General features: G+C 54.4%; 18 protein-coding genes. 7 read left to right on the top strand and 11 right to left on the bottom strand.

The annotated features are described in order from the left end of the window. Nucleotides 1–221: 221 nt before the first annotated feature. Entirely contained in the window at nt 222–1,493 is a 1,272-nt protein-coding gene (locus Pla100_RS29095; protein ID WP_146582706.1) for an outer membrane protein assembly factor BamB family protein, read from the bottom strand. Between the two features lie 485 nt (nt 1,494–1,978). Here Pla100_RS29095 and Pla100_RS32055 point away from each other — a divergent pair, with 485 nt between their 5' ends. Further along, nucleotides 1,979–3,994 carry a M14-type cytosolic carboxypeptidase gene (locus tag Pla100_RS32055; RefSeq protein ID WP_231603768.1) on the top strand — a complete coding sequence of 672 codons (2,016 nt, stop codon included), beginning with the start codon at nt 1,979–1,981 and terminating at the stop codon, nt 3,992–3,994. Here the strand turns inward: Pla100_RS32055 and Pla100_RS29110 are convergent. From Pla100_RS29110 to Pla100_RS29150, 9 genes are all read right to left on the bottom strand, one after another. Further along, the gene (locus Pla100_RS29110) at nt 3,980–5,341 is read right to left on the bottom strand and encodes a sialidase family protein (protein WP_146582708.1); all 1,362 of its coding nucleotides are present in this window, start codon (nt 5,339–5,341) and stop codon (nt 3,980–3,982) included. The genes Pla100_RS32055 and Pla100_RS29110 overlap by 15 nt on opposite strands. A 203-nt stretch (nt 5,342–5,544) precedes the next feature. After that, entirely contained in the window at nt 5,545–6,975 is a 1,431-nt protein-coding gene (locus Pla100_RS29115; RefSeq protein ID WP_231603769.1) for a DUF1501 domain-containing protein, read from the bottom strand. Further along, entirely contained in the window at nt 6,965–10,027 is a 3,063-nt protein-coding gene (locus Pla100_RS29120) for a DUF1553 domain-containing protein (protein WP_231603770.1), read from the bottom strand. The genes Pla100_RS29115 and Pla100_RS29120 overlap by 11 nt, the downstream gene beginning before the upstream one ends. Nucleotides 10,028–10,292: 265 nt before the next feature. Beyond that, a complete protein-coding gene (locus Pla100_RS29125) occupies nt 10,293–11,618 on the bottom strand; it encodes an outer membrane protein assembly factor BamB family protein (RefSeq protein WP_146582710.1) in 1,326 nt (441 codons plus the stop codon). Between the two features lie 302 nt (nt 11,619–11,920). Next, on the bottom strand, nt 11,921–12,409 hold the full coding sequence (locus Pla100_RS29130) for a hypothetical protein (RefSeq protein ID WP_146582711.1): 489 nt from the start codon (nt 12,407–12,409) through the stop codon (nt 11,921–11,923). A 220-nt stretch (nt 12,410–12,629) separates the two neighbouring features. Continuing rightward, nucleotides 12,630–13,199, bottom strand: coding sequence for a hypothetical protein (locus Pla100_RS29135; protein ID WP_146582713.1), 570 nt, complete (start codon nt 13,197–13,199; stop codon nt 12,630–12,632). Next, nucleotides 13,196–13,558, bottom strand: a complete 363-nt coding sequence (locus Pla100_RS29140; protein ID WP_146582715.1) for a hypothetical protein — start codon at nt 13,556–13,558, stop codon at nt 13,196–13,198. Before Pla100_RS29140 ends, Pla100_RS29135 begins: the two co-directional genes overlap by 4 nt. A 93-nt stretch (nt 13,559–13,651) precedes the next feature. Then, on the bottom strand, nt 13,652–14,119 hold the full coding sequence (locus Pla100_RS29145; RefSeq protein ID WP_146582717.1) for a hypothetical protein: 468 nt from the start codon (nt 14,117–14,119) through the stop codon (nt 13,652–13,654). 1,281 nt (nt 14,120–15,400) lie between these two features. Next, nucleotides 15,401–15,598: a hypothetical protein gene (locus tag Pla100_RS29150; RefSeq protein WP_146582719.1), complete on the bottom strand. Its 198-nt coding sequence runs from the start codon at nt 15,596–15,598 to the stop codon at nt 15,401–15,403. A gap of 250 nt (nt 15,599–15,848) precedes the next feature. Between Pla100_RS29150 and Pla100_RS29155 the strand changes: the two genes are divergently transcribed. The 5 genes from Pla100_RS29155 (at nt 15,849) to Pla100_RS29175 (ending at nt 19,884) form a co-directional block, all read left to right on the top strand. Next, complete coding sequence (locus tag Pla100_RS29155; RefSeq protein ID WP_146582721.1) at nt 15,849–16,067, top strand: hypothetical protein; 219 nt, start codon at nt 15,849–15,851, stop codon at nt 16,065–16,067. 41 nt (nt 16,068–16,108) lie between these two features. Continuing rightward, the gene (locus tag Pla100_RS29160; protein WP_146582723.1) at nt 16,109–16,735 is read left to right on the top strand and encodes an SGNH/GDSL hydrolase family protein; all 627 of its coding nucleotides are present in this window, start codon (nt 16,109–16,111) and stop codon (nt 16,733–16,735) included. A gap of 13 nt (nt 16,736–16,748) precedes the next feature. Continuing rightward, entirely contained in the window at nt 16,749–17,177 is a 429-nt protein-coding gene (locus tag Pla100_RS29165) for a protein-tyrosine phosphatase family protein (protein ID WP_146582725.1), read from the top strand. 428 nt (nt 17,178–17,605) lie between these two features. Further along, entirely contained in the window at nt 17,606–19,234 is a 1,629-nt protein-coding gene (locus Pla100_RS29170; protein WP_197168328.1) for a transglutaminase-like domain-containing protein, read from the top strand. 266 nt (nt 19,235–19,500) lie between these two features. Continuing rightward, the gene (locus Pla100_RS29175) at nt 19,501–19,884 is read left to right on the top strand and encodes a hypothetical protein (protein WP_231603771.1); all 384 of its coding nucleotides are present in this window, start codon (nt 19,501–19,503) and stop codon (nt 19,882–19,884) included. Here Pla100_RS29175 and Pla100_RS31350 read toward each other — a convergent pair. Next, complete coding sequence (locus Pla100_RS31350) at nt 19,869–20,102, bottom strand: hypothetical protein (RefSeq protein WP_197168329.1); 234 nt, start codon at nt 20,100–20,102, stop codon at nt 19,869–19,871. The two genes, Pla100_RS29175 and Pla100_RS31350, sit on opposite strands and share 16 nt — an antisense overlap. On the opposite strand from Pla100_RS31350, the gene Pla100_RS29180 reads away from it, so the two are divergent. Then, a complete protein-coding gene (locus tag Pla100_RS29180) occupies nt 20,092–20,913 on the top strand; it encodes a response regulator (RefSeq protein ID WP_231603772.1) in 822 nt (273 codons plus the stop codon). The genes Pla100_RS31350 and Pla100_RS29180 overlap by 11 nt on opposite strands. Nucleotides 20,914–22,036 lie beyond the last annotated feature (1,123 nt).

Below are 22,036 nucleotides of genomic sequence, written 5' to 3' on the forward strand. Positions count from 1 at the left end.
CAGCTTGCCACGTTTACCGGTGGCTACCTTGGCAAAGGTTTCGCGTTCTTCGTCTGTCAGCTTGATACGATAGAGCTTGCGGTTTGACATTCGACCGTCCGTGGTCTCGGGGGAAGAGGGGCTTAAAGACCTTTTTCTACCCGAAAACCAAGCTGCGACGGAATACTAGTGGTCGGTCAACCTCAACGTGACGTGAGGGAAAGGTTTGTTGTGATCGGCAATCACTCGCCGATACAAAATAGATACTCTTGGCGTTGGTCTCCCTCGCGAACACCCATCCGCGCATAGATTCTGTCTGCCACGATCACCGGCGTTGCGAAGGCATCGTCGGCAAGTTTGTTCTCGGCTAGCTTCTCGAATCGTTCAGGCGTGGCGCTGAAGATGATGGTTTCGCCATCTTCGCTCGTCGCATAAATGCGATCACCGACCAGCACTGGTGATGCCGTGTAGTTCCCTCCCAGTCGTGCTTTCCATTGCTGCTCGCCGGTGTCGGCCCGCCAGCATGCCGCGACTCCGGCATCAAACACCGCATACAAATAGTCGTCCTGAATCAGCAGGGAAGGAACGTAGATACGGTCGCCCGTTTCCCAGACCACCTCACCACTGCCGTCGCCGCGTACAGCGGCCAAATGATTGCGTGGATAGCCACCGCTCGTGTAGATCAGATCGCCATCGGTGACGGTCGTGATAACGCATTCGGTCGTTGCCCCAGGAAACTCCCACAATTTCTCTCCCGTGAGCGGATCGAACCCACTGACCAAATCGCAACCAATCATGATCAACTGCTCGCGACCGGAAACGTTCAGCACGACGGGAGAAGAGTAGTTCGGTTTCTTCGGGCGGGCTTGCCTCCAGACCTCTTCGCCACTGCGACGATCCAGTGCGACGATGGCGCCGCCACCTTTGTTGTCGGCAGCGACGATAACCAAATGTTTGTAAATCGTCGGCGACGAACCGTATCCTTGATGCAGAACATAATCCGAAATTTTTCGCTGCCACAGCACCTCCCCGTCCAAACTGATTGCGGAGGTGAACACCGCACCGTTGTTCAAGAAGTTCACGAACAAACGCTCGCCGTCGCAGGCGATCGTCGAAGAAGCCTGGGAAGCTTTCTCGTTCTTCTTCATCAGTCCCCCACGATGCACCGTCGTTTCCCATGATGGTTTGCCCGAGGCACGATCAAGACAAATCACCGTTTGGACGTCTCGCTCGCGATCTGCCGTTGGCAAATAGATCGCATCACCCACCACCGTCGGAGCCGCATGCCCGCGACCGGGAATCGGCTGTTTCCAGAGCAAGTTTTCATTTGAGGTCCAGTTCAATGGTGGTGTTTGTTGGCCGACCGCGTGCCCATCGCCGGTCGGGCCTCGCCACCAAGGCCAATCGGAAACTGAGAACGAAGGCGTCTTCGTCGCGGGAGTCTCCGCAATGACTGAGGTCTTCTGCAAAACGATGATGAACGACAAACAAACGAGACACAATCTGATAAGCATGGACGAGAAGACTTTTCAAAAAAGGAAGAGCAAGCGGGCTGTTGTTTTAGGTTTAACCCGAATGATAACCATTAGCCGATGGGCGTTAGCGGGCTGTTGATTTAGTCCTCATCAAAACCCGAAGCGTGAGCGAGGGATACATACAAAGGACTTAATGGCGCTGAATCCCTCGCTCACGCTTCGGGTTACGATTAAATCAACACGCTGCTAGCCCCGGTTGGCGTCCGGTTAACCGCCGCTAACGCGGTACGGCTAATTCAATCAATCGCCCGCAAGCGCGGCAGCAAACCACCAAGACAACTATCTTCGACGCCCGGCGTTCTTTTCGCAACCAGCATTCTCTGAACTCAAAATTTGCTGTCGCGACAACACTGCTGTCATTCGTGTCGACGTCAGTCCGGTTTGTTAAACTTGACCCGCCAAGACAACCCTGATGGCGATCGCTCGAGGTTTGTCATCGTCGAACCCGCCCAAAAGAACTTGAAATGATGCGAAATGCCGTTGCCGCTTTACCGATTCAATCCGTTCTATTGGCACTCGTTTTGACAATCGTGCAAACGGACCTGTCAGCGACCGAGGATTCAATCCAGCCACTTCGCAGTATTCAGGTCGTCGAAGCGCACCAAGCCGTTGCCGTGGATGCGTCATCGCTTTATGCGATTTCGAATCGCACGATCGGTCGATATGACAAGGAGTCTGCGAAATTCTTGGTCCGCTGGGAAGCACCTGCAAAATCTGGGATCGAGCATCTCAACAGCGGCGTTGTTATCGATGGGAAACTGTACTGCGCGAATTCAAATTGGCCCGCCAAGCCGCTCAAAAATACGGTTGAGATTTTTGAAGCCGAAACGTTGAAGCACGTCGAATCCAAACCGTTCTCGGAGACTCAGGGAGCGATTAACTGGATCGATCGCCATCAAGACACGTGGTGGATCGCGTATGCATTTTATGGTGATGCCGAAGTGCGCCGCACCAAGTTGGTGCGCTACGATAGCAACTGGAAAGTGACCGGACAGTGGACCTTTCCCGAGTCAGTGATTCAACGTTTTCTGCCCAACAGCAATTCCGGTGGCGCGTTTGGGCCGAATGGGCAGTTGTTCGTCACCGGACATGACCATGCGGAAGTTTATGTCCTTGATGTTCCGGCGGACGGTGGCGAACTCGATCATGTTGCTACTTTACCAGCACCGATCGCGGGACAGGGGATTGTCTGGGATGACGACGATCTAGGCGTCCTCATTGGAATCGTTCGCGGTCGCCGCGAAGTCGTCTTCATGCGGTTCTCGCAGTTGTCTCAACGGGAGCTTGCCACGCAACCGCTCACCGTCGTCGCAGACTTTGAAGGAGCGTCGGTTCGCGATGTCAAGATTGACCAAGACGAGCGGGCTATCAGTTTTAAGCCTGGAGGAGATCCCGAACGTGGTTGGCCTTGTTGGTGGTACTTTCGCGTTGACGGGATCAGTCCAAATGATGAGATCACGTTGCGTGTGCGAGGGTCCGACGCCACGATTGGAAAGGAAAAACCGCTCGCGCCGTCGTGGGCGATGCCAGCTCAAGCGACCTACTCGGTTGACGGCGACTCATGGCTGCACACCGACGCGGGGGAACGCCAAGGCGAGTCGATCATTTACAAACTCAAGCCGAACGCTTCGTCGCTTTATGTCGCTTGGGGCCCGCCCTACACGCCCCAAACCTCCGATAAGTTCGTGCAGGAGATCGCCAGCGGTGCTTCTTGTGCAACCGCCGGGGTACTTTGTCATTCTCGCGGTGGCCGCCCCGTTGCTATGCTGCACGTGCGAGAGGGCAGCCGACCATCAAAAGAGCGTTTCGGTGTGTGGGTTCAAGCTCGTCAGCACGCCTGGGAGAGCGGCTCAAGTTGGGTGGCGCAAGGGTTCATTGAATGGATCGTTAGCGATGATCCGAAGGCAAAGTGGTTGCGTCAGCATGCCGATATCTTTGTGATTCCGATCATGGACGTCGACAATACCGCGACCGGAAACGGTGGCAAGAACGCACTCCCACACGATCACAATCGCGACTGGTCACCTCAACCGCATTGGAACGAGACATTAGCGGCACGGCGAATGATCGAGGATCTGATTGTCGAACAACGGATGAGTGTTTTCCTTGATCTGCACAATCCCGCTCCCGGCGATCCCACTTTTTTCTATATCCTTCCGAAGGACCTATTACAGGAGCCGATGATTGGTCTCCGAGACCGATTCATCGACTTGGCGTATTCGAACATTCGGCAGATACGCCCGATGGTCCCGATGAGTAGCAAACCCAAAGTCACCGGTGCGAGCTATCACCCTCTGTGGCGACAAATCAGTGCCAATTGGGTCAGCATGAATGGAAACCCGGACACCGTGAGCCTATGTTTGGAAACGATTTGGAATTCGCCCGCCAGCACGACGACGGGCTACCGGGCGGTCGGAGCGAGTCTCGCCGAAACGGTGCAGGCGTATCTCGCCGAACGACCCGAGCTACCACAACGGTAACCGATTCGGCGTCGACCAACGCACCCGAGCCAGCAGCACGTCGCCGCGGTAGCCATTGCGTGGCATCCACTCACCGACCGTAACCCAGGACTCCTCGGGACTCGCGTGGGTGACATGGAAATTGCCCATCAACGCGACCTGATCGGGCTCGTCGACTCCGTCACCAACCAAGGGAAGCACCACTAACTCGCTCGCTTTGATCAGGCATCGTCGTTCAAGGTCGACTTGGGCGATCCACAGCGGCGACCGCCATCGCATCACATTCTTGTTGGATTCATCCCGCCGCGTGTACACCAAGAACAACCCATCACTATGCGTCATCCAATGTTGCTGCGTCGTCGACATTTCGACCGGCTTCCCGTCATCCCAAGTCCAAGCCCGCTTCTCGTCATAGTGAATCCCGTCGTCACTGACACTGACATAACCACGGTTGTCCTCGGCTCGTAAGGTAATCCAATACTTTCCACCGAATCGAGCGACGCTCGGCTCGAGCAAGCCCCGTCCTTTGTTGTTGTGAAGTGCCGGCCCCACTTCTTTCACTTTCAAGCGATCTCCATCGAACGAATTGCGCACCCCGGATACCATGCGGTTGACTTCCCGAGGACCATAGGTGAATGACATCAGCACATCACCACCCGGCAAAACGACACGTTGGCCACAACCATTTGAGTAGATGTGGTGCCCACGGGGATCATCCCATTGCAATACCTTTCGCTCGGACCAAATCCCGTCGCGATTGCGCGTCACGTAAACGGGATAACGCGAGAGCTGTTCCTTTCTCGCAAAATAGTCACCCTTATAGAAAACGACATGCCCCATTGCGAGCACCGAGTCTGTCTTCGGATGGTATTGGGGGACGACATCACAGACCGCCGCAGTGAGATCATCTTCGCGGCCGGGAATCGGGTCGCGGTCTAGCGAGGCGATCGGTTCAGGATCGGTCCACGTCTTGCCCAGATCGCTCGACATCGACCAGTGGACCTGCCCAAAATAATCCGAACCTCCGATGGGCTGAAGCGTCATCAGAGCGACCGCTTGACCGTCCTTGCCGGGCATCATGCAGGCTCTGGGATGAAACCATGTCTGACTCGTTCCATCACGATTGCGCCACAGTGTCTCGTTGGTGATCGAAGCGATCAACGGTTCGTTCGTGGTTTCGTTTTGATTCGATACGAGCTTGATTGGTGGATTGGATTTGTCGACGACACCATTGAGGCAAAGTGTTCGTTGCGAAGTAACGGAGTCCATACCGTCGTCGCTACTCAACCATGTTTGATCATCAACGGCGAGCGTCAGAGCCGCTGAGAACAGGATAGGTATCCAAAAGATCAAGAGTCTTCGCTTCATGGGTTCACTCCGATTGATTCAATAGCCATCGGCAATCTAGCGACTTGTTGTTTTCGTCTGCATCGTAACCCGAAGCGTGAGCGAGGGATGAGTCAATATCAATTATCCCTCGCTTACGCAGCGGGTTACCATTGAATCATCAGCACGCTGCCGCGTCGCGGCCGATCGACAAGCCTAGCCCCCGATCCATGGACAGCCGATCCCTAACTCACGATATCGTGATAAACGTGGCCTTCATTGCTGTCGATTCGTTCGGGGCGGCCTTTGTGCAAATAGACTAACTTGCGATGGTCGATGCCCATCAAATACAGAATCGTGGCGTGCAAATCGTGGACATGCAATCGATCTTCGACGGCATGCAGCCCCGCATCATCGGTGGTACCAAACGCTTGCCCCGCTTTCACACCGCCGCCAGCCATCACCATCGTAAATCCGGTCGGATTGTGGTCGCGTCCGTTGCCTTTCTCGCTCATCGGTGTCCGTCCAAATTCGCCTCCCCAGACGACCAGCGTTTCGTCCAATAAACCACGTCGCCGGAGGTCGGCTAACAGTCCGGCGACCGGCTTGTCCATTTGGCCACACATCTTCGTGTGGTTTTCCTCGATCTTGCTGTGAGCGTCCCACTGGCTGCCAGCACCGTGATAGAGTTGGACAAACCGAACACCGCGTTCGACCATGCGGCGCGCCAGCAAACAATTGCGTCCGAACTCGGAAGTCTGCGGATCATCCATTCCGTATAGCGTTTTCGTTTCCGCCGTCTCTTGCGAAAGGTCGACCGCCTCGGGCGCATGGGTTTGCATTTGATAGGCGAGTTCGTAGCTGCGAATCCGTGCTTCCAGTTCGCTGTTGTCCGGACGCATTTCCATGTGTCGGCGGTTGATCGCGGCCAAGTAATCAAGCTGAACTCGTTGCTGGCGATCGTTGACCTGTTTAGGTCTTGTCAGGTTGGCAAAGGGTTCGCCTTCGATCTGCACTGCGGTTCCTTGGTACAGCGATGGCATGAACCCGGTTCCCCAATTACGAGGACCATTGACCACGGTTCCTTTGTCTTGCATGACAACGAACGCCGGCAGATTTTCGTTTTCGCTGCCCAGCCCATAAGTCACCCAACTGCCCAGTGATGGGCGGCCGGCGAATTGGGTGCCGGTGTTCATTTGACAGACGCCACCGGAGTGATTGATGCCGTTGGTCCAACACGAGCGGATCACCGCCAACTCATCCGCCTGCGTCGCCATGTGTGGCAGCCAATCGGAAATCCAAAGACCACCCTCGCCGTGCTGTTTCCACTTTCGTTTCGATGCCAATACGGGCGAATCAAACTCGCCCATCGCCGTGATCACACGACCAAAACTATCCGGCAGAGGTTTGCCGGCAAGTTTTTCGAGATCGGGCTTGGGGTCGAACGTATCGATATGACTGGGGCCGCCTTCCATAAAAAGAAAGATCACGCTCTTGGCCCGAGCCGCGTGATGAGTCAACTTGGCCGACAAAGGAGAGGGAGCGGCCTGCGACTCGTTGGCCCCGACTTGGTCACCCATGATTCCCGCGAGCGCAACCGCACCAAACCCAGCGCCCGTGTTGAACAACATTTCACGCCTTGAGACGTTGGGTTGATTCATCTGATTAGTCAACATAGATCAGCTCGTTTGAATTCAGGAGGGCGTGCACGAGTGCCACTCGTGCATGATCATGTGGCGTTTGATGGTTTGGCGCCGCCGTCTTTGCCAAAGCGTGATTGCCATGGCCGGAGGAATCCAGGCCGATGTTTTCAGGGTTCTCGAATCGCCAATCGATGAGATACTGAGGCAATCCTTCCGGCGAATCCGCCTGCGCGAGCTTGGCGAGGTCCCGTGGCTTGGACTCCAAGCGGATGCTGTCGATCAAGCCATCCCACTGATGCTTGTCCGACCTCCCACCGACGGTCAAGTCATGCACCGAACGCAGCCCATGGGTGACCGAGTGCGTTGCCTGAGCGGTTTGCAACTTGGCGTCCTTGTCGGACAAGTCTTTCAAATAAAACGTAATTCCCTGGTCGGACGTATCACTTAGTTTGACTCGCGCGGCGAGGTAGTACGGCTTATTCAATTCGGGTCTCAAGTTGGACGCCACGACTTCATAATGAAGCTTGTCGCCGTCTTCGGTTTTGCCGACGAGTTGTAAAATCAGATTGCGTGGTTGGTAGGCGCTCTTGGTCGATGTCACGCCCAATGACCAACCGGGACTGTTTTGGTTGCCGTTCCAATGCGCCACCACGGTCCTCACGTCCGCGTTGGGGTACAACGACCGCAACATCACGACCGCTTCGATGGTGAAGTCCTCATCGGGCAGCATATCAGAGGCGGGCAAACAAATGGCGATCGGGGCTCCCGGCTTGAGGTCGACCGCGTTCGCGTTGGTACCGTTCGCCTTGGTGCCGGGCATTTCAGCAAGCTTTTCAGAATCGGGTAACGAATCGACCGGAGTTTCGCTTGCGTACTGATTCAAGAACGCCGTCGCCATCAAGACTTCGTCTCGACTCGAGGAACGACCAAAGAGACTCAGGTAAAGTTTTTCGACGAATGTTTCAGCATCCTCACTTCGGAACCGTTTCGCGATCGCCGCCGCACGATCTCGGGCCCAACCGCCATTGGCCAAGAGCAGCGACTGAGTGGATGTCGTGGTGCGGTGTCGTTTGCCAACGCTGCGGATTCGGTCCGGCGCATCAAACGCCGCCAGCAGCGGATCGGGTGAGTTTCGTTTCACCGGTTTATAAATCGCGCGTCGGGTACGTTCGATTTCGCCACTGGCCATCAATACCGCGTCGGTGAATTCTTCGCCCGACAATCGTCGAGGATTCATCCGCCACAGCAATCGATTCTCCGGATCAATTTCGCGAACGGAGTCATCGATCGGACGTAGCGATGTTTGGCGGTAAGTAGCCGATGTCAAAATGCGTCGGTGCAGTTTCTTGACACTCCAGCCGTCTTCCATGAATCGGCTTGCCAACCAATCCAACAGTGCAGGATGACTTGGTGGAATCCCCAAACGCCCAAAGTCGCTGGACGTTTCGACTAATCCGCGACCGAAGTGTTGCTGCCAAACACGATTCACGAAAACGCGCGCGGTCAGCGGATTCTGCTCGCTGGCGATCCAATCGGCCAGTGCCGTTCGGCGTCCGGTCGACCTCAGCGGCTCGGGCATGGGCGTAACTTGCGCGTCACTCGGATCGAGCAACGTCAGGAATCCGGGAGCAATCGGCTTTTGATCTTTGTCGTCGGTGATGTACGTCACCGGTGCGACGGGACCGACATCACTGCCGACAAAATTCATCGTCGGCAACGGTGCCGGTTTGATCGCGTCAAACTCAGCCAGCTTGGCTAATAATGTCTGCCGCTCAACCTTCGCCTCGTCACTGAGCCATTGATCCAGCTTTTCGTAAGGCAAGTCAAATTGCCTCGACGCGAGCGAAGCGATTTGATGCTCGTACGGTTCCCGCTGATGAACCCGTTTGCGAATCATCGTTTGAATTTCGGGAATGAACTTATCAAAACCCTCACGAGTGGCATGTTTCAACAATACCGGAAACTCGATCTCATGCAGACGCTGACGGATATCGGCGGTTGCGGCCTCCCATGCGGCAAACTTTTCCTGGTAAGTCTTTCGCGTCGGCACGTCAGCGATCGGGTGGTCTTCGGACGGTTGGAACGCTGCAAAGAATGCTTTGAAACGAAAAAAGTCTTTCTGCAAGAGTGGGTCGAACTTGTGATCGTGACAACGCGCGCACTTGAGGCCTTGGGCAAGGAACACATCGCTTGTTGTTTCGGTGATGTCGCTAAGAATTTCGTGCCACTGGTTCTCGACGTCGCGATTGTTGTGCTCGTAAATCCAGTGACGCAAATACATCGTCCCGATCAACGCTTCCCGATTTCCAGGATCGATTTCATCGCCCGCGATCTGTTCGCGAATGAAGCGATCATAAGGCTTGTCATCATTGAAGCTGTCGATGACGTAGTCACGATAGTAATGGGCTTCAGGGCGACCGGCATCGGCGCGATAGCCGTCGGTTTCGGCGTAGCGAACCAGATCCAGCCAAAACCGTGATTGGTTCGCGCCATACGACTTGCTTTCGAGCAATCGATCCACTAGCGCTTCATAGTCGAAGTCGCCGGACAAGGCCGCCGCGATCGTCGCATCGTCCGGCGGCAACCCGGTGATCGCAAAGTGAACTCGCCGCGCCAGCGTCACCGGGTCCGCTTCATGGGCAGGCGTCAAATCCTTTTCCGAGAGCTTCTTCAAGATGAAGTAATCGATTTCGCTGCGACACCAATCAGATTCGGTGAGGACCGGCGGTTTTGGATCGTTGATCGGTTGGTAACACCACCACTCGCGATCTTCTTCAGTGAGTTTTGGAGGCGATTTTAGTACGACGTCCTCAGGCCAGGGTGCTCCGGCGGCGATCCATTTCTCGATCCCCTCGATCACCTCAGTATCGAGTTGGCTGTCCGGTGGCATTTCAAGCGATTCGTGTCGCAAAGCCTCTAAAATCAAACTTTCATTCGGTTTGCCAGCCACGATCGTGGGGCCCGATTCGCCTCCTTGGATGAGTACGGCCATGGAGCTGAGGGCCAGGTTGCCTTCTTGCTTCTCATCACCGTGACAGCGGATGCAGTGGGCGACTAACATCGGACGCACATGAATTTCGAACAAGTCTCGATCGTCGCGAGAAAGATCTTGTCCGAAAATACGTCCACAGAACAGCGTTAAGCTGAAGAGGCAAAGTGTGAGTCGAAACACGTTTGGGCGGGCCGAAGTAACAGGTGGGATGGTACGAGACAGGTTTGTATTCGTACCTGGATTTCGGGGGTGTTCTACTCGATTGTAGATGATTTGCGGTATGTCGTGGGCAATTTCACGGATTCATTGCCGTTCCGAGCGAGCGAAGTTCCCCACCGACGGATCCTGTCGAGCCACGCTACTTTGATGACACCGCGATCTTAAACAAAAACTCTTTGCCGCGGACGAAGAGGGCACCGCCGGAGACCGCGGGGCATGCTGTGGTGGCCATCTCGGGCACGTCGTTGACCGCAAGCGTCTCGCAATCGCGATTCCCTTGAACAACGCTGCCGAGACCACTCTCATTAAAAAAGTACAGGTTCTCACCCGCTAGGATCGGTGAGGCTCGGTAGTCGCCTGACAATCGGAGTTTGCGAATCTCATCACCGTTGGCCGCATCGACGCACGACAAAACGCCGTTGTCGGTCACCTGAAAAATCAAACCATCCTGTTCGATCGGCATCGCGAACCGAGGATTTCCATGCTCCCTCACCCAAACGACATGAGAATCGGTGATGTCACCCCGAGTTGTTTCGTCCAACTTGACCGCAACATGCTGGGCACCCCGCGAGCCGGTATTGATGACGACCAATTTTAGATCGGTTAACCAAAGAGGTCGGATCCCTGCGTTGTAACTGTTGTGCCGTAGTGTCCAGATCTCGCGTCCTGTCTCGACCTCGTAGCTTTGCATCGCCCGAGCACCGACCGATAAGACTTGCGTTTGATTGCCCACCTTGACGACCAATGGGGTGCAGTACGCCTTGCGCATGTCGCCGTCTCGAAGTGGTCGACCATCGTCTCCAACGTCGCCGTAGTCCGTGCTACGATCGGTCCGCCAGATCGTTTCGCCGGTCGCGGTGTCGAGTGCAACGGTGTATTGCTGATCAACACCATCGAACGTCAAAATCAGCTTGTTATCAACAAGCACGGGTGAAGAGCCAGGACCGCGAAAATGCTGACATTTCAGATCGCGTCGCTGCCAGATCACGTCCGCAGTTTGAGCATCGAGTTTTGCCGTCCCGTAACTACCAAAATGAACATAGACCGCTCCAGGAGCCAACACACAACTCGGTGCGGCATAGTTATTAAACCCTTGTGCCCCACCGAGCGGTTCGACCTCTTTGTTCTCGAACACAACTCGATCATGAAGGACCTCACCGGTTTTCTCGTCGATGGCGATAACGAACTGCTTCGTTCCATCGGTCGTCGCGGCCGTCAACCAGATCTTCCCTTCAGAAATGACTGGCGACGAATGCCCCTCATCGTGGAGCCTTGTTTTCCAAGCGACGTTGTCTGTGAAGGTCCAGTGTGTCGGTAGGCCTTGAGCATCTTCGGCTGCAGCAACGCCATCGAGTGTCGGCCCGTGCCGATCAGGCCATTGCGCTGGGCAAATCGAGCTGAAGTGGAAGCCTAGTACAATAACGAGTACGACGAATCGAGAACAAAAAAGAAGGTGCAATGTCATGATTCCATATCCACATAGCAAATCAGTTGGAAAGGCCTTTGGCATGCTTGTTAGCACGATCGATTCGTTCGCTCTGGCATCAGCGTTCGCATCTAAATGACCGGGCCAAATAACCTCCCATCATACGTTCAACCGAAGCTTGTTGGAAGGACGCGTAGGAGTGACGTTGCCTCTCTCCCGTCCGTTCGCACGCCGACCGCATCCTTGCCTAAGCATCATTGCAACGGCAAGTAACAGCAAACGCGTCTTTACCATTCAGTGTGGAAACGACGGTGTCGTCGTATCAGTATTCAGGAACGTATTCAATTGTCCGGTGCGGGAGGACAATGATAGTCTTGCGACTCATCAAACACTACGCAATGTGGCAGCGATACGCTAGCCTCTCGCAGAATCACCTCCCGTCCCGAAGCCGTGGAGTGGACATAGATCGCAACATGTGAACTGTACTCGCCGGGAATCAAATCGTTGAGGATAGGAATGAGCTCGCGAAATTTTGACGGATCAAGCTTCAGTTCCGTCAGACTGACGTGTGGATTGCAAGAGGCTCGGGACACGCTGCCATCAAGAGCAAGAACTGGAAGTTCGGGCCTCGATCTCGAGCCGACGTAAGTTCGCCGTGCGTCGGCAACGGACACGTTGTACTCCATGAAGAGCCTAGACCTAGCGTCAAGACTACGCGAATACGCGGTCTGAGGAACAGGCATTGGAAGTACCGAGAACGCAATCAAAATCCAAGCCGTAGCGATCAGCATCCAGAAGAGCGTGGCGGTAGGCCGGAAACGTCGAGCCATGTTAAGCAGATCACAAAACCAGGGGGTCAGCGAGAATCAGACGTCGGTGAAAGACTCGCCCTTTGGCTCAAGCTCGGCCTCACCGTTTGTGAGCAGTTTTGGGTTATGTATCCGCTGCCTATGGAAGGATGTCGCTCACCGAGGACCGGGAATTTAGCATCCGTTCGCAAAAACGATCCATCGGTACATCGGATGTTTCCGGCCATTCTCTGCCGGAGCGTTAGTTCGCGTGTTCGAAACGACTCGTATCAGAATAGGCGTTGTGGAAGATGTTTGCCACACATAAAAAAAAGGAATAGCCAGCCGAAAACAGGGCAACTACAATGCCCGGAAGTATTAGCGGTGATAACAACTGTCGCAACGGTCGGAAGTTTCCTGCGATCTCAGAAATCTCGGGACGCGACGGTTGAAAACCGATCATTGACAACGTTGACTGCAGTCCACCCGAAACGACGAAGAAAAGCACACTGCATCCCGTGACGATCGCGAACAAGTGGCGTAATGTTCGGATTCGCATCGCACTCAGTTGGTGGACAGTGAAATATGTCCCGATCAGCATCACGAGCGACGCGAAAAGATCGATGCTAGCGGCTGTGCCGCTGAAGGTGTTCAGGCTGAATTGGTCACGCGAGCAAGTCCCAAAGCAAACTGGCCATCCGTAGACGTACCAACTCGGGCGAACGTCTTGGCGTACCGGAAAAAAATCGGCCTGGATGCCCCATAGGCCGACCGCAACAACGAAAACCGCGAGCCAAGGTGCAGATTTCGAGCGAGTAAGCGATTCAGTCATCTATGCGGATCCGCGTGATGCAATGGGGCATCTTGGGCAGGTCTGTACCACGTCGTGAGATCTGGGTGTCTGCGAAGCAATCGGTTTGGTACGTCTTGCCAATCCCCCGTTTCGCCCCATTGATCCATCGGAGTCAGCGTCAGACAGTAGGTCCGTCCATCCGGTTCACTCAGATCAACGTACTTTTCCGGTTCTTTGAGTCCGGACAGCAAGAAGTGATAAAGGTCTTCCTGACGCTCCGACAGAACCTCAGGAGTCCATTCCGATGAAATGTCTTCGTGGCCCGCACCATATTTCTGCGAATTGCATCCAACGAACAGAAGCGAAATCGCAACCAGCAAGTGATCTCGGTATGCCATATGCCAGGATTCTCTTATCGAGGAACTTCAACGAGAACCGAGTCGAGGGAGTTGAATTATCATTTCAAAACCGCCCAGCGACGGCGACTTTCGTTAATCATGTGGCTTGCCACCGTAAGCGTGTATCGTAGCCCACGGAACGACGACACGAGTGCAGGCTTCATCACGAAAGTGGTCATACGTTGAAATCATCCGAACAACCAAATTCCGACCACTTACCGCTGAACTGGCATTCGGCAGGGTACTCAGGAACTCTGGCAAGACACGAATGGCTTCGTTCGTATTTCGTTGCACCAGTGAGTCCGATGATGAAGAAAGCGGAAGAGCAGCGTGAATCGTTTGGTCGTCGTTGGTATCGAGGAAGAAGACGACGCCGTAGTGAATGAATGGCTGACCGTCGCGGAAGTTTTGAGCCAGGGTTTGAAGCGTCGCTTCCTGGGTCGGCACCCACTGGCCCACCGCTGTCGTCGGCAAACTTCGTGGCGGTGCATAAGGATTGACGGCTGATTCTGGCGAATCGAAATGGCGGGTATTCTCAACTCCCATGATCCCGACAGACACCGGTTCAACGCACAGAAATCGTGCAGGCGTTTGTCTGACCGTCTCTGTTCTCGTCCACTTCAACAGTGCGAATGGCGTCTGCCATTGCTCTGAAAACGCCGAGAATAAAAACTGCGAACCAGTCAGTGAAATGACGATTGCAAATCCAAATTCAGTCCAATTTTCCGGACCGCCAAGCAGCTGAAACAGCCCACAGGCAACGAACAAAACTCCTAGCAAAAACGCAGCCACACGAAATGGCATTCGTGTTTTCGAGGCACGTCTGTTCATATGATTCCGCTCTTCGAAGGTTATTAGTGATGTCGAAATCCAACTACTTCAGTCGGATATCCGCCATGACGCCTGCCAGCCAACCAACACAGCCCCCCCAACGGTCATAGAATTGAGGTGAGACGCTGAATTGCTCGAACTTGAATTTCGTGAAATACTCAGCCGAGACAGAGAAGGATATTTGGTTGTGCAGCGCTCCGTAAATGCCGGAGAACAGGCACGCCAGCACGAACAAGCAGGGCACGGAAAGGTTCCTAAACACGCATCCACGCTCCATCAACGGTTTACGATTAAAGTATCGTCGGCCAAAGACATTGAACTGGCCAAGCTAACATGCCACCGCCGTTCTCATCGCTTTGTTAACCGCCGTTTGGCTCGCCATCTTCAATGGCTTGCAAGTTTATCGTTAAGGGACGGTCGGGTGAACCATCTGGGGACGGAACAGAGACGCGGAAAAGATCTGAATCAATGGGATGTAGTACGAGAGAATCAGGGGCGCGTGAGTCACGCCAATGCACGTCAATCGTTATGGGCCCGTCCGGTTGAGTTCTGTTGATACCTGTTACCGTGACGAAACTTGGGTCTTCGCCGAGACCATTCGCGATCAATTCTGCGAGCGATTGGTAGAACGAGGCCATCCTCGTGTTAACGAGTCTTTCCATCTCTGCATGACGACGCTGCGGCGTCATTGCGAATGAGTCGGAAAAGCCGCGTTTCGACCGGAATGGTAGCGTCTTTGCGATCAATGGCTGAGCGGAGGGCTTATTCTCAAGAGACTTCCTTACGATCGATGCAAGGAACGCAACGCCCGCGGTCGCAATCAATAAGGCTGCAATCGAAGTCTGGAAAGTCGTGGTTGTCTTTCTCTGCATAGCTGAAAGATGTTACTTCAGTTTGATAATGCCAGGATTCACGTGGTCAGGCTTTGAAAAGTTTGATCTGCGAGAAACAAGTGATGACCGGATCAAATGCAACTCCTTGTTTCTCCCTGGTTGGTCCAGAGACAAGTGCTCACTCCGGCTGCACCTTCGGTTTCTTGGGTGACACTCGCAGTGTTCTCGCCGTTTCAAAAGAGGCTTGTCGCTGCCCCCCCGCTTGCCTCAGATCCAGCATCGCACGTTTGGGATCCGGTTGCAAGCAAAATTCGATGGCACGGGTCGCTAGGCGAGTTGCTTCATCCGTACACCACGCGTGCTCCGTGATTTTCATCGAGTGAGTTTCAAATTATCTGCATCAATAATTCGTCGGCGGCCTACTCGTCGACGCTGCCCTTGTGGAAGGGGACGTTGCATACGGCCAGGATCTTAACTCCCGACGAATCGAAACGACGCATCATCAACTCGACCATGATCGCATCGGCCCCTCGTGGCACTTGATACGATCACGGAACTGCAACAGGAACAGTTCACTACAACATCAGTCGTGCGTCGCCAGGGATACGATAAACAGCACCTCGAAGATGATGATTGAGTCACGTTGCATTGGCATCACGACACGCGTCGCAGGCTTCTTTTCCAATTACACCAAGCAGAAAATGTCCGAACGGGACTGGGAGCTTCTCCGGCTCGCAGCAGAACGGGAGAAAGACGAACTCACCCTCAAAGAGATGGTCGAGGTGCTAGAGAAGCAGCAGTTGGACGCAGCATCAGCGCGAAAAGAAGACAAGGTAAGACCGTGAACTACGGCCTTACAAAAATTTCTTACCCGAATGAGATTTGATTGACACGTCACATTGTACTACTTGGCGATTCCATCTTTGACAACGCACTGTACGTGCCTGGGGGACCGTCTGTCATCGAACATATTCGTCGACTACTTCCCGAAAGCGATCGCGCAACGCTGATTGCTTTGGATGGCGCTACCGTTTCGTCGGTATTTCGTCAGCTCGAACGCATTCCCGACGACGCAACACATTTGGTCCTTAGCGCCGGTGGCAACGACGCTCTTTGGATGGCTGGCAATATCTTTTCACAAGAGACCGTTGACATCCGCTCGTCTCTGCAGCGTATCGCCGAACTTCTGACTGAGTTCACAACCGAATATAGACGGCTGGTTCGTGACCTACGCGAATTGCGACTTCCACTCGTTACTTGCACGGTTTACGATACCGTGCCTGGACTCGATTCGTCGGAGACTGCCGGACTTTGCGTGTTCAACGACACAATCACACGGACTGCTTTCGAGCTTGGGACAACGCTGATTGACTTGCGTACAATTTGCAATGAAACCACGGACTACTCATCGGTTTCGCCGATTGAACCTTCAGCGAGCGGTGGCGGCAAGATCGCTCGTGCGATCCTCAACGCTTTGTCAGATACCCACGATTTTTGTCGCGTCGTCGGGTAAGGGGTGAGGACACTTGATACGCGTCGCCTACAACGGACTGCTGTATATCGGTGACGCGATCTCTGCTCGCGACCTCAAGCAAATCTACGATCGTGAATTTGCGGCCGTGCTGGACTTGGCTGCCAACGAACCGCCTGCGGTACTTGGACGCGACATCATTTACTGCCGATTTCCGCTGTCGGACGATGACTCGAACGACGACGCGATCGTTTCCGCCGCTATCGAATGTCTGGCATCACTGATGGAGCGAGAGTTCCGAACGCTGGTTGCTTGCAGCGCGGGCATGAGCCGGTCGCCAATGATTGCGGCAGCTGCACTATCCATTTTATCCGGCGATTCACACGCCGATTCTCTTGCGCGGATCACGACCAACGCCCCCCTCGACGTATCACCGACTTTGTTCTCGTCGGTCCAACGTGTCCATGCCAAACTGACTGCATAGTCGTTCTCGCTTCAACGGGAGCCAGAACCACTGCTCTTTCCCAGGACTGACCCGAGTCGACAAGACGTCCACTCGACATCGGCTCCGGCATCCTCCGCGAAACTCACGGCACAACGAGGCCGGTTGTTCGCCGCATTCTGAAAAGGGCAAATCCAGCCACTGCGAACAAGTTCTTGATTTTGCTTGACCCACCCGTGGAGAGCCCACATACTGGCGGCTCGGACGACCTGGATAGAGGTCCCCACGCCCTCGGCTATAACCCCCGCGTGTCACCGAAGAAGCCGAAGCCATACCCAGCGATAGGACCCTCTCACGCCCTTATCGCCGGGCCAACCGGGGTTAGCTACTTGGTTCATCGACCGAGTTTTAGTCGCCATTTAAGCAAGGAACCTTAACAGCAGATGCTTACCTTCTCTACAACGCGATTGATGTTTACCGTTTTGTTGTCAATGGTTGCGATCGCAACCGCTGTTGCGCAGAAAAGCGAGACAACAACCTACTCTTTGCCCTTCGCAGCAAAGGAGATTCGTGGTTTTTGTGCGAGCAACAATCGGCTGTTTGTCTTTCACCACCCGGCACGCACGCTCTACGCGTCGGGTGCTCGAAACACTCTAACGCCAGTTGAGAGTTTGGAAGGCTGGGCTATTTCAGATGTAGCAATTGTTGACGGAACGCCCGTCTACTGCTCGCGTGATCGCACTCTCCGCGTCGTCAACGGAAAGGTGATTGCACACCCCATAGCGGGCACGACAAACCTGATTTCAATCGCGTCAGTTGGGCAGCAGATGTTCCTTCTTGACGCTGGCAAATCTCCATCAATTCTCTGCCTTGATGTGAGGACCGGAAAGCAGAACTTTCGATTTGCGTATGACGGCATCAACCCTGTTGACTTGGCGGTAACCACCGGTGGCCTATTCGTGCTTGACATGGGTGACCGATGTATCCATCAACTTAGCGGCAAAAGCGGAGAAACAACATTAAAGATCCAGGTTGGACCTGGTGTATCAGGTGGATCGGGTGGGATTGTTTTCTTGGAGCGAAATCGCTTGTACGTGCATGAAGGGGATTACAACCGACTTCGCCCTATCACATGGAAAACCGAGCCAAACTTGGTTTCTTCCTGGTCAATGCCTTTGAAGATGACCTTCATACAGGAGAGCGACAATGAGTCAGAAACGGATAAGTCGATGGTTGAATTTGATGTTCCGATTCCGACACGTGGCTTTTCTCAAGTGGTGAGCGATCTGGAGTGGTCGCAACAGCCGGACGAAGTGGTAAAAGACAAGTTTGGTCAGGAGATCGCCGTCTTTCGCGACATTGCAATACCTCCCGGTGGCCATCATGAGCTGCGATACGAGACAAGCGTCTATACTCGCGCTGTGCAGTACGATCCCCCGAAGGCTCCGCTTGCCGCATTGGATCGTATTCCTCAGGAGATAAAGGACGTCTACCTTTCTCCTGATCCGATATTCTCACTCACTTCACCCGAATTGATTGCAGCAGCAAAAGACGCGAGGCTAGATGAGAACGGCACTGAAGCGACCGACGTACGCACTTTGATCGAAAACATCGCGTGGTATCAATCGCGACGCTTTACCTACGTGATGGACGACACTTGGGACGACTCCCAATCCGTTCTTGAACGGGCTGCAGGATCATGTTCTGAATACTCGTTTGTCTTTTCCAGTCTGTGCAGGCTGAATCAAATCCCTACGAGACTGGTGGGCGGTATCCAATTAGCCGACTACGGAACTAAACACGAATCCAGCGGGTTTCATCGTTGGACAGAGGTCTATTTCCCCGAGTTGGGGTGGATTCCTGTGGATGTAACGAAGTTTGACGATGGTGAATCGGAAAGTCGCGACTGCGAATTCTTATTCGGGACACCGGGCTACATAATATGCTTAAGCCGCGGCGGAATCGACAACAATGCTCTTGGATCCAACTATTACATCCGCCGGAATTATCGGGGCGGAAGAAGATCGCGTCGAACATTTGTTGTTTTCGAGCCACATGAATCGTATGCTACGACTAACGTTCCCATCACTACGCCATAAATGCGATGAACAATGACAATCGGGATAGGAGTCCGGTTGCCCGGAACCCCTCCTACACTACCTAACGCTCAGTTCCGCACCAGGCGGTTCGTTGCTTCGGAGCGAGCTCACTCCATCGACCCCATAATCCAAACAGGCCCTGGGCCGTCGCCGGTTTACCTCAACACGAGACATCCACAATGCGTTTGACGGCCACAATTCTGCTCTTCGCGGTGTGCACTTCTGCTACTACCTGCTTAGCCGTTGCTGAAGAGCCAAATACGCTGATGGGCATCATCGCACCATGGGCGTATCCCGAGTCCGCAATGAGCGGCGCTCAGATGTCAGACGCTGCCACGGTCGACAGTGAGGGCAATCGAACAGTCCAGTCGATTGTGTGCAAGACGACAATGATTACCGACGACCCGGTCGAAAAGGTACTGGCGTTTTACAAAACGAAACTAGCGCCAGACAAAAATACCGATGCAAAAACGAAGGAAGAACTCAAAGGCGGGCGATCCGTTCTGGTTTCAGACGATTCGGACGGCCGCCCGTTTTCGCTTCATACGATACTCGTCAACACGGCAACCACTTCGACGACGCTAATCATTACGCGTGCCAAAAGCGAAAAACAAACCCACATCGCTTGGAAACACTACACCAGACTATAGGCAACTAAATCTACCGAGAACGCATGGCAGAAGAACGACGGAAACACGATGAAGGATGTGGGCAGGTGATGGTCGGTGGCGTGGCGTTGGACATCAACGAACAGCGGTGGCAGCAGAAAGCCCTCGCGGAAAAGACCCAGGTACTCGAGGCCGTCCTTGACAGTGTGGGCGAGGGGGTTCTCGTCGCCGATCGGAACGGTCGCATCCTTGCTAAGCAACCGTGCATTTCAGATCTTCCACGGTGGCAAGTTGGACCACGTGCCCACCGAGCAAAGGAACCAGGTGCTCGGCATTTACCTGCCCGGAGGCACAACGCTGGTCGTCGCCACGGCGAACGCCGAGTTGGGCGAAAACACGGCCCGCCTGCACCCCGACGTGAAGCCGGGCCGATACGCCCTCCTGTCCGTAACCGACACCGGCACGGAGATGAGCGAGGCGGTGCGGACGCGGGTTTTCGAGCCGTTTTTCACGACCAAGGCGATCGGGCAAGGGACCGGCCTCGGCCTCGCCACGGTGTACGGGATCGTCAAGCAGAGCGGGGGCCATGTCGAGGTCACGAGCAAAATCGGGTCGGGAACAACGTTCCGGGTCTACCTGCCGGTGGTCGATGAACCACTGCTCCCACCTAACAGGCAGGAACTTCGGCTGTCGGCCAAAGGCGACGAAACGGTCCTTCTAGTTGAGGACGAAGAGTTGGTTAGGAAACTGACGAAGCTGGTCCTCGAACAGAACGGGTACACGGTCCTCGAAGCATCGGACGGGGCCGAAGCGTTGCGAGTCGCCGGGACGCATTCGGGGCCGATCCACTTGCTACTTACCGACCTCGTTATGCCGGGGATGTCTGGGCGGGAAGTGGCCGAACAACTCGCGGGCGTGAAACGAGGGATGCGGGTGCTGTTCATGTCCGGTTACGCCGAGGACATAGTCATACGGAAGGGGGTGGTATCGGCCACGACGAACCTCCTCCACAAGCCATTCACCCTGACCGAACTAACGAACACGGTGCGGAATTTGTTGGACCAGCCTTAACCTCTTCCCGGAGTGCGAGGAAGCCCTTCTCCCGCCGCAGCAAGTGTTACCTGGTGAATAGCCGATTCTATTGTTTCAAATCCTTGACAACAACTTCAACATCCGTGATTCAACAACCCCTACTGTGAATGCCGACACGCCTGATAGCGGCAAGCTCGAATTGGTTGCGAACGAATCAGTCTGCCTCCGGTAGCAAAAGATTGTAAAATCGAAGGTCACCCTTCATTTTAGAAGCAGCCTCCTCGGTTACCAGATACTTGGCCTCCATCCCGCACGGTGCCATCACACGCGAGCTCTCGATCGGTCGGGCCCTGTTGGAACCGCAGTTCATCCGCCGGAGCTAGCGGGCTGTTGATTTAGTCCTCATCGAAACCCGAAGCGTGAGCGAGGGATACATACAAAGAACTTAATGGTGATGAATCCCTCGCTCACGCTTCGGGTTACGATTAAATCAACACGCCGCTAGCCGGAGAAACGAATCCCGGTCCTGAAGAACTTGCAATCGCCGACGGTAGATGTGTGGAGCTTCATGCGCCCCGTCCGTCGACACGCGAATCAGATCGGCGCCCTTGGCGACCTGGTTTGCGATCTCGAGCGTGATATCGGTCCAGGCCGGTTCTTGGGTACCCGTATGCCGTTCCACGATATCCCAGACCCGCCGCAGCAGAGCCTCCCTTATCTCAGCTGCCGATTTATCGGAGCCCATGCGGAACTTATGCTGCACGCGTTTGCCGCGCCCATTGATCTTCTAGCCAAGCTGCCTTGGGTGCTGGCCTTCGCAGTCTGGTTTGGCGAGAGAAGCTGCCCGTGTTGCCATGAGATCCAGTGTCCCCAGATGTTAGATACATTTGTCCGATAAGCAGATTTTGGAACCTTATCGGACAATTGGCAGGGGCTTATCGGACAGCCTATCGGACAAACGCCCAAAACCGGGGTCGTGGGACAGTCCTGGGCTGCTAAAAGTTTGGTGTTGACACGGATTTTTGGTGTCTTCTTTTTCTTCCGTAGATGTTCTAATGGTGTGATCCATAGAGGTCTCCACGGAAGGTCAGCATGTCGAAAGAAATCTCCGAGTACAAGTCGCCACCTCACAAGATCATTGCCTTCCTCAAGGACGGCCGCG

Origin of the sequence: Neorhodopirellula pilleata, from assembly GCF_007859915.1 — a bacterium.
Lineage (GTDB): Bacteria > Planctomycetota > Planctomycetia > Pirellulales > Pirellulaceae > Rhodopirellula > Rhodopirellula pilleata.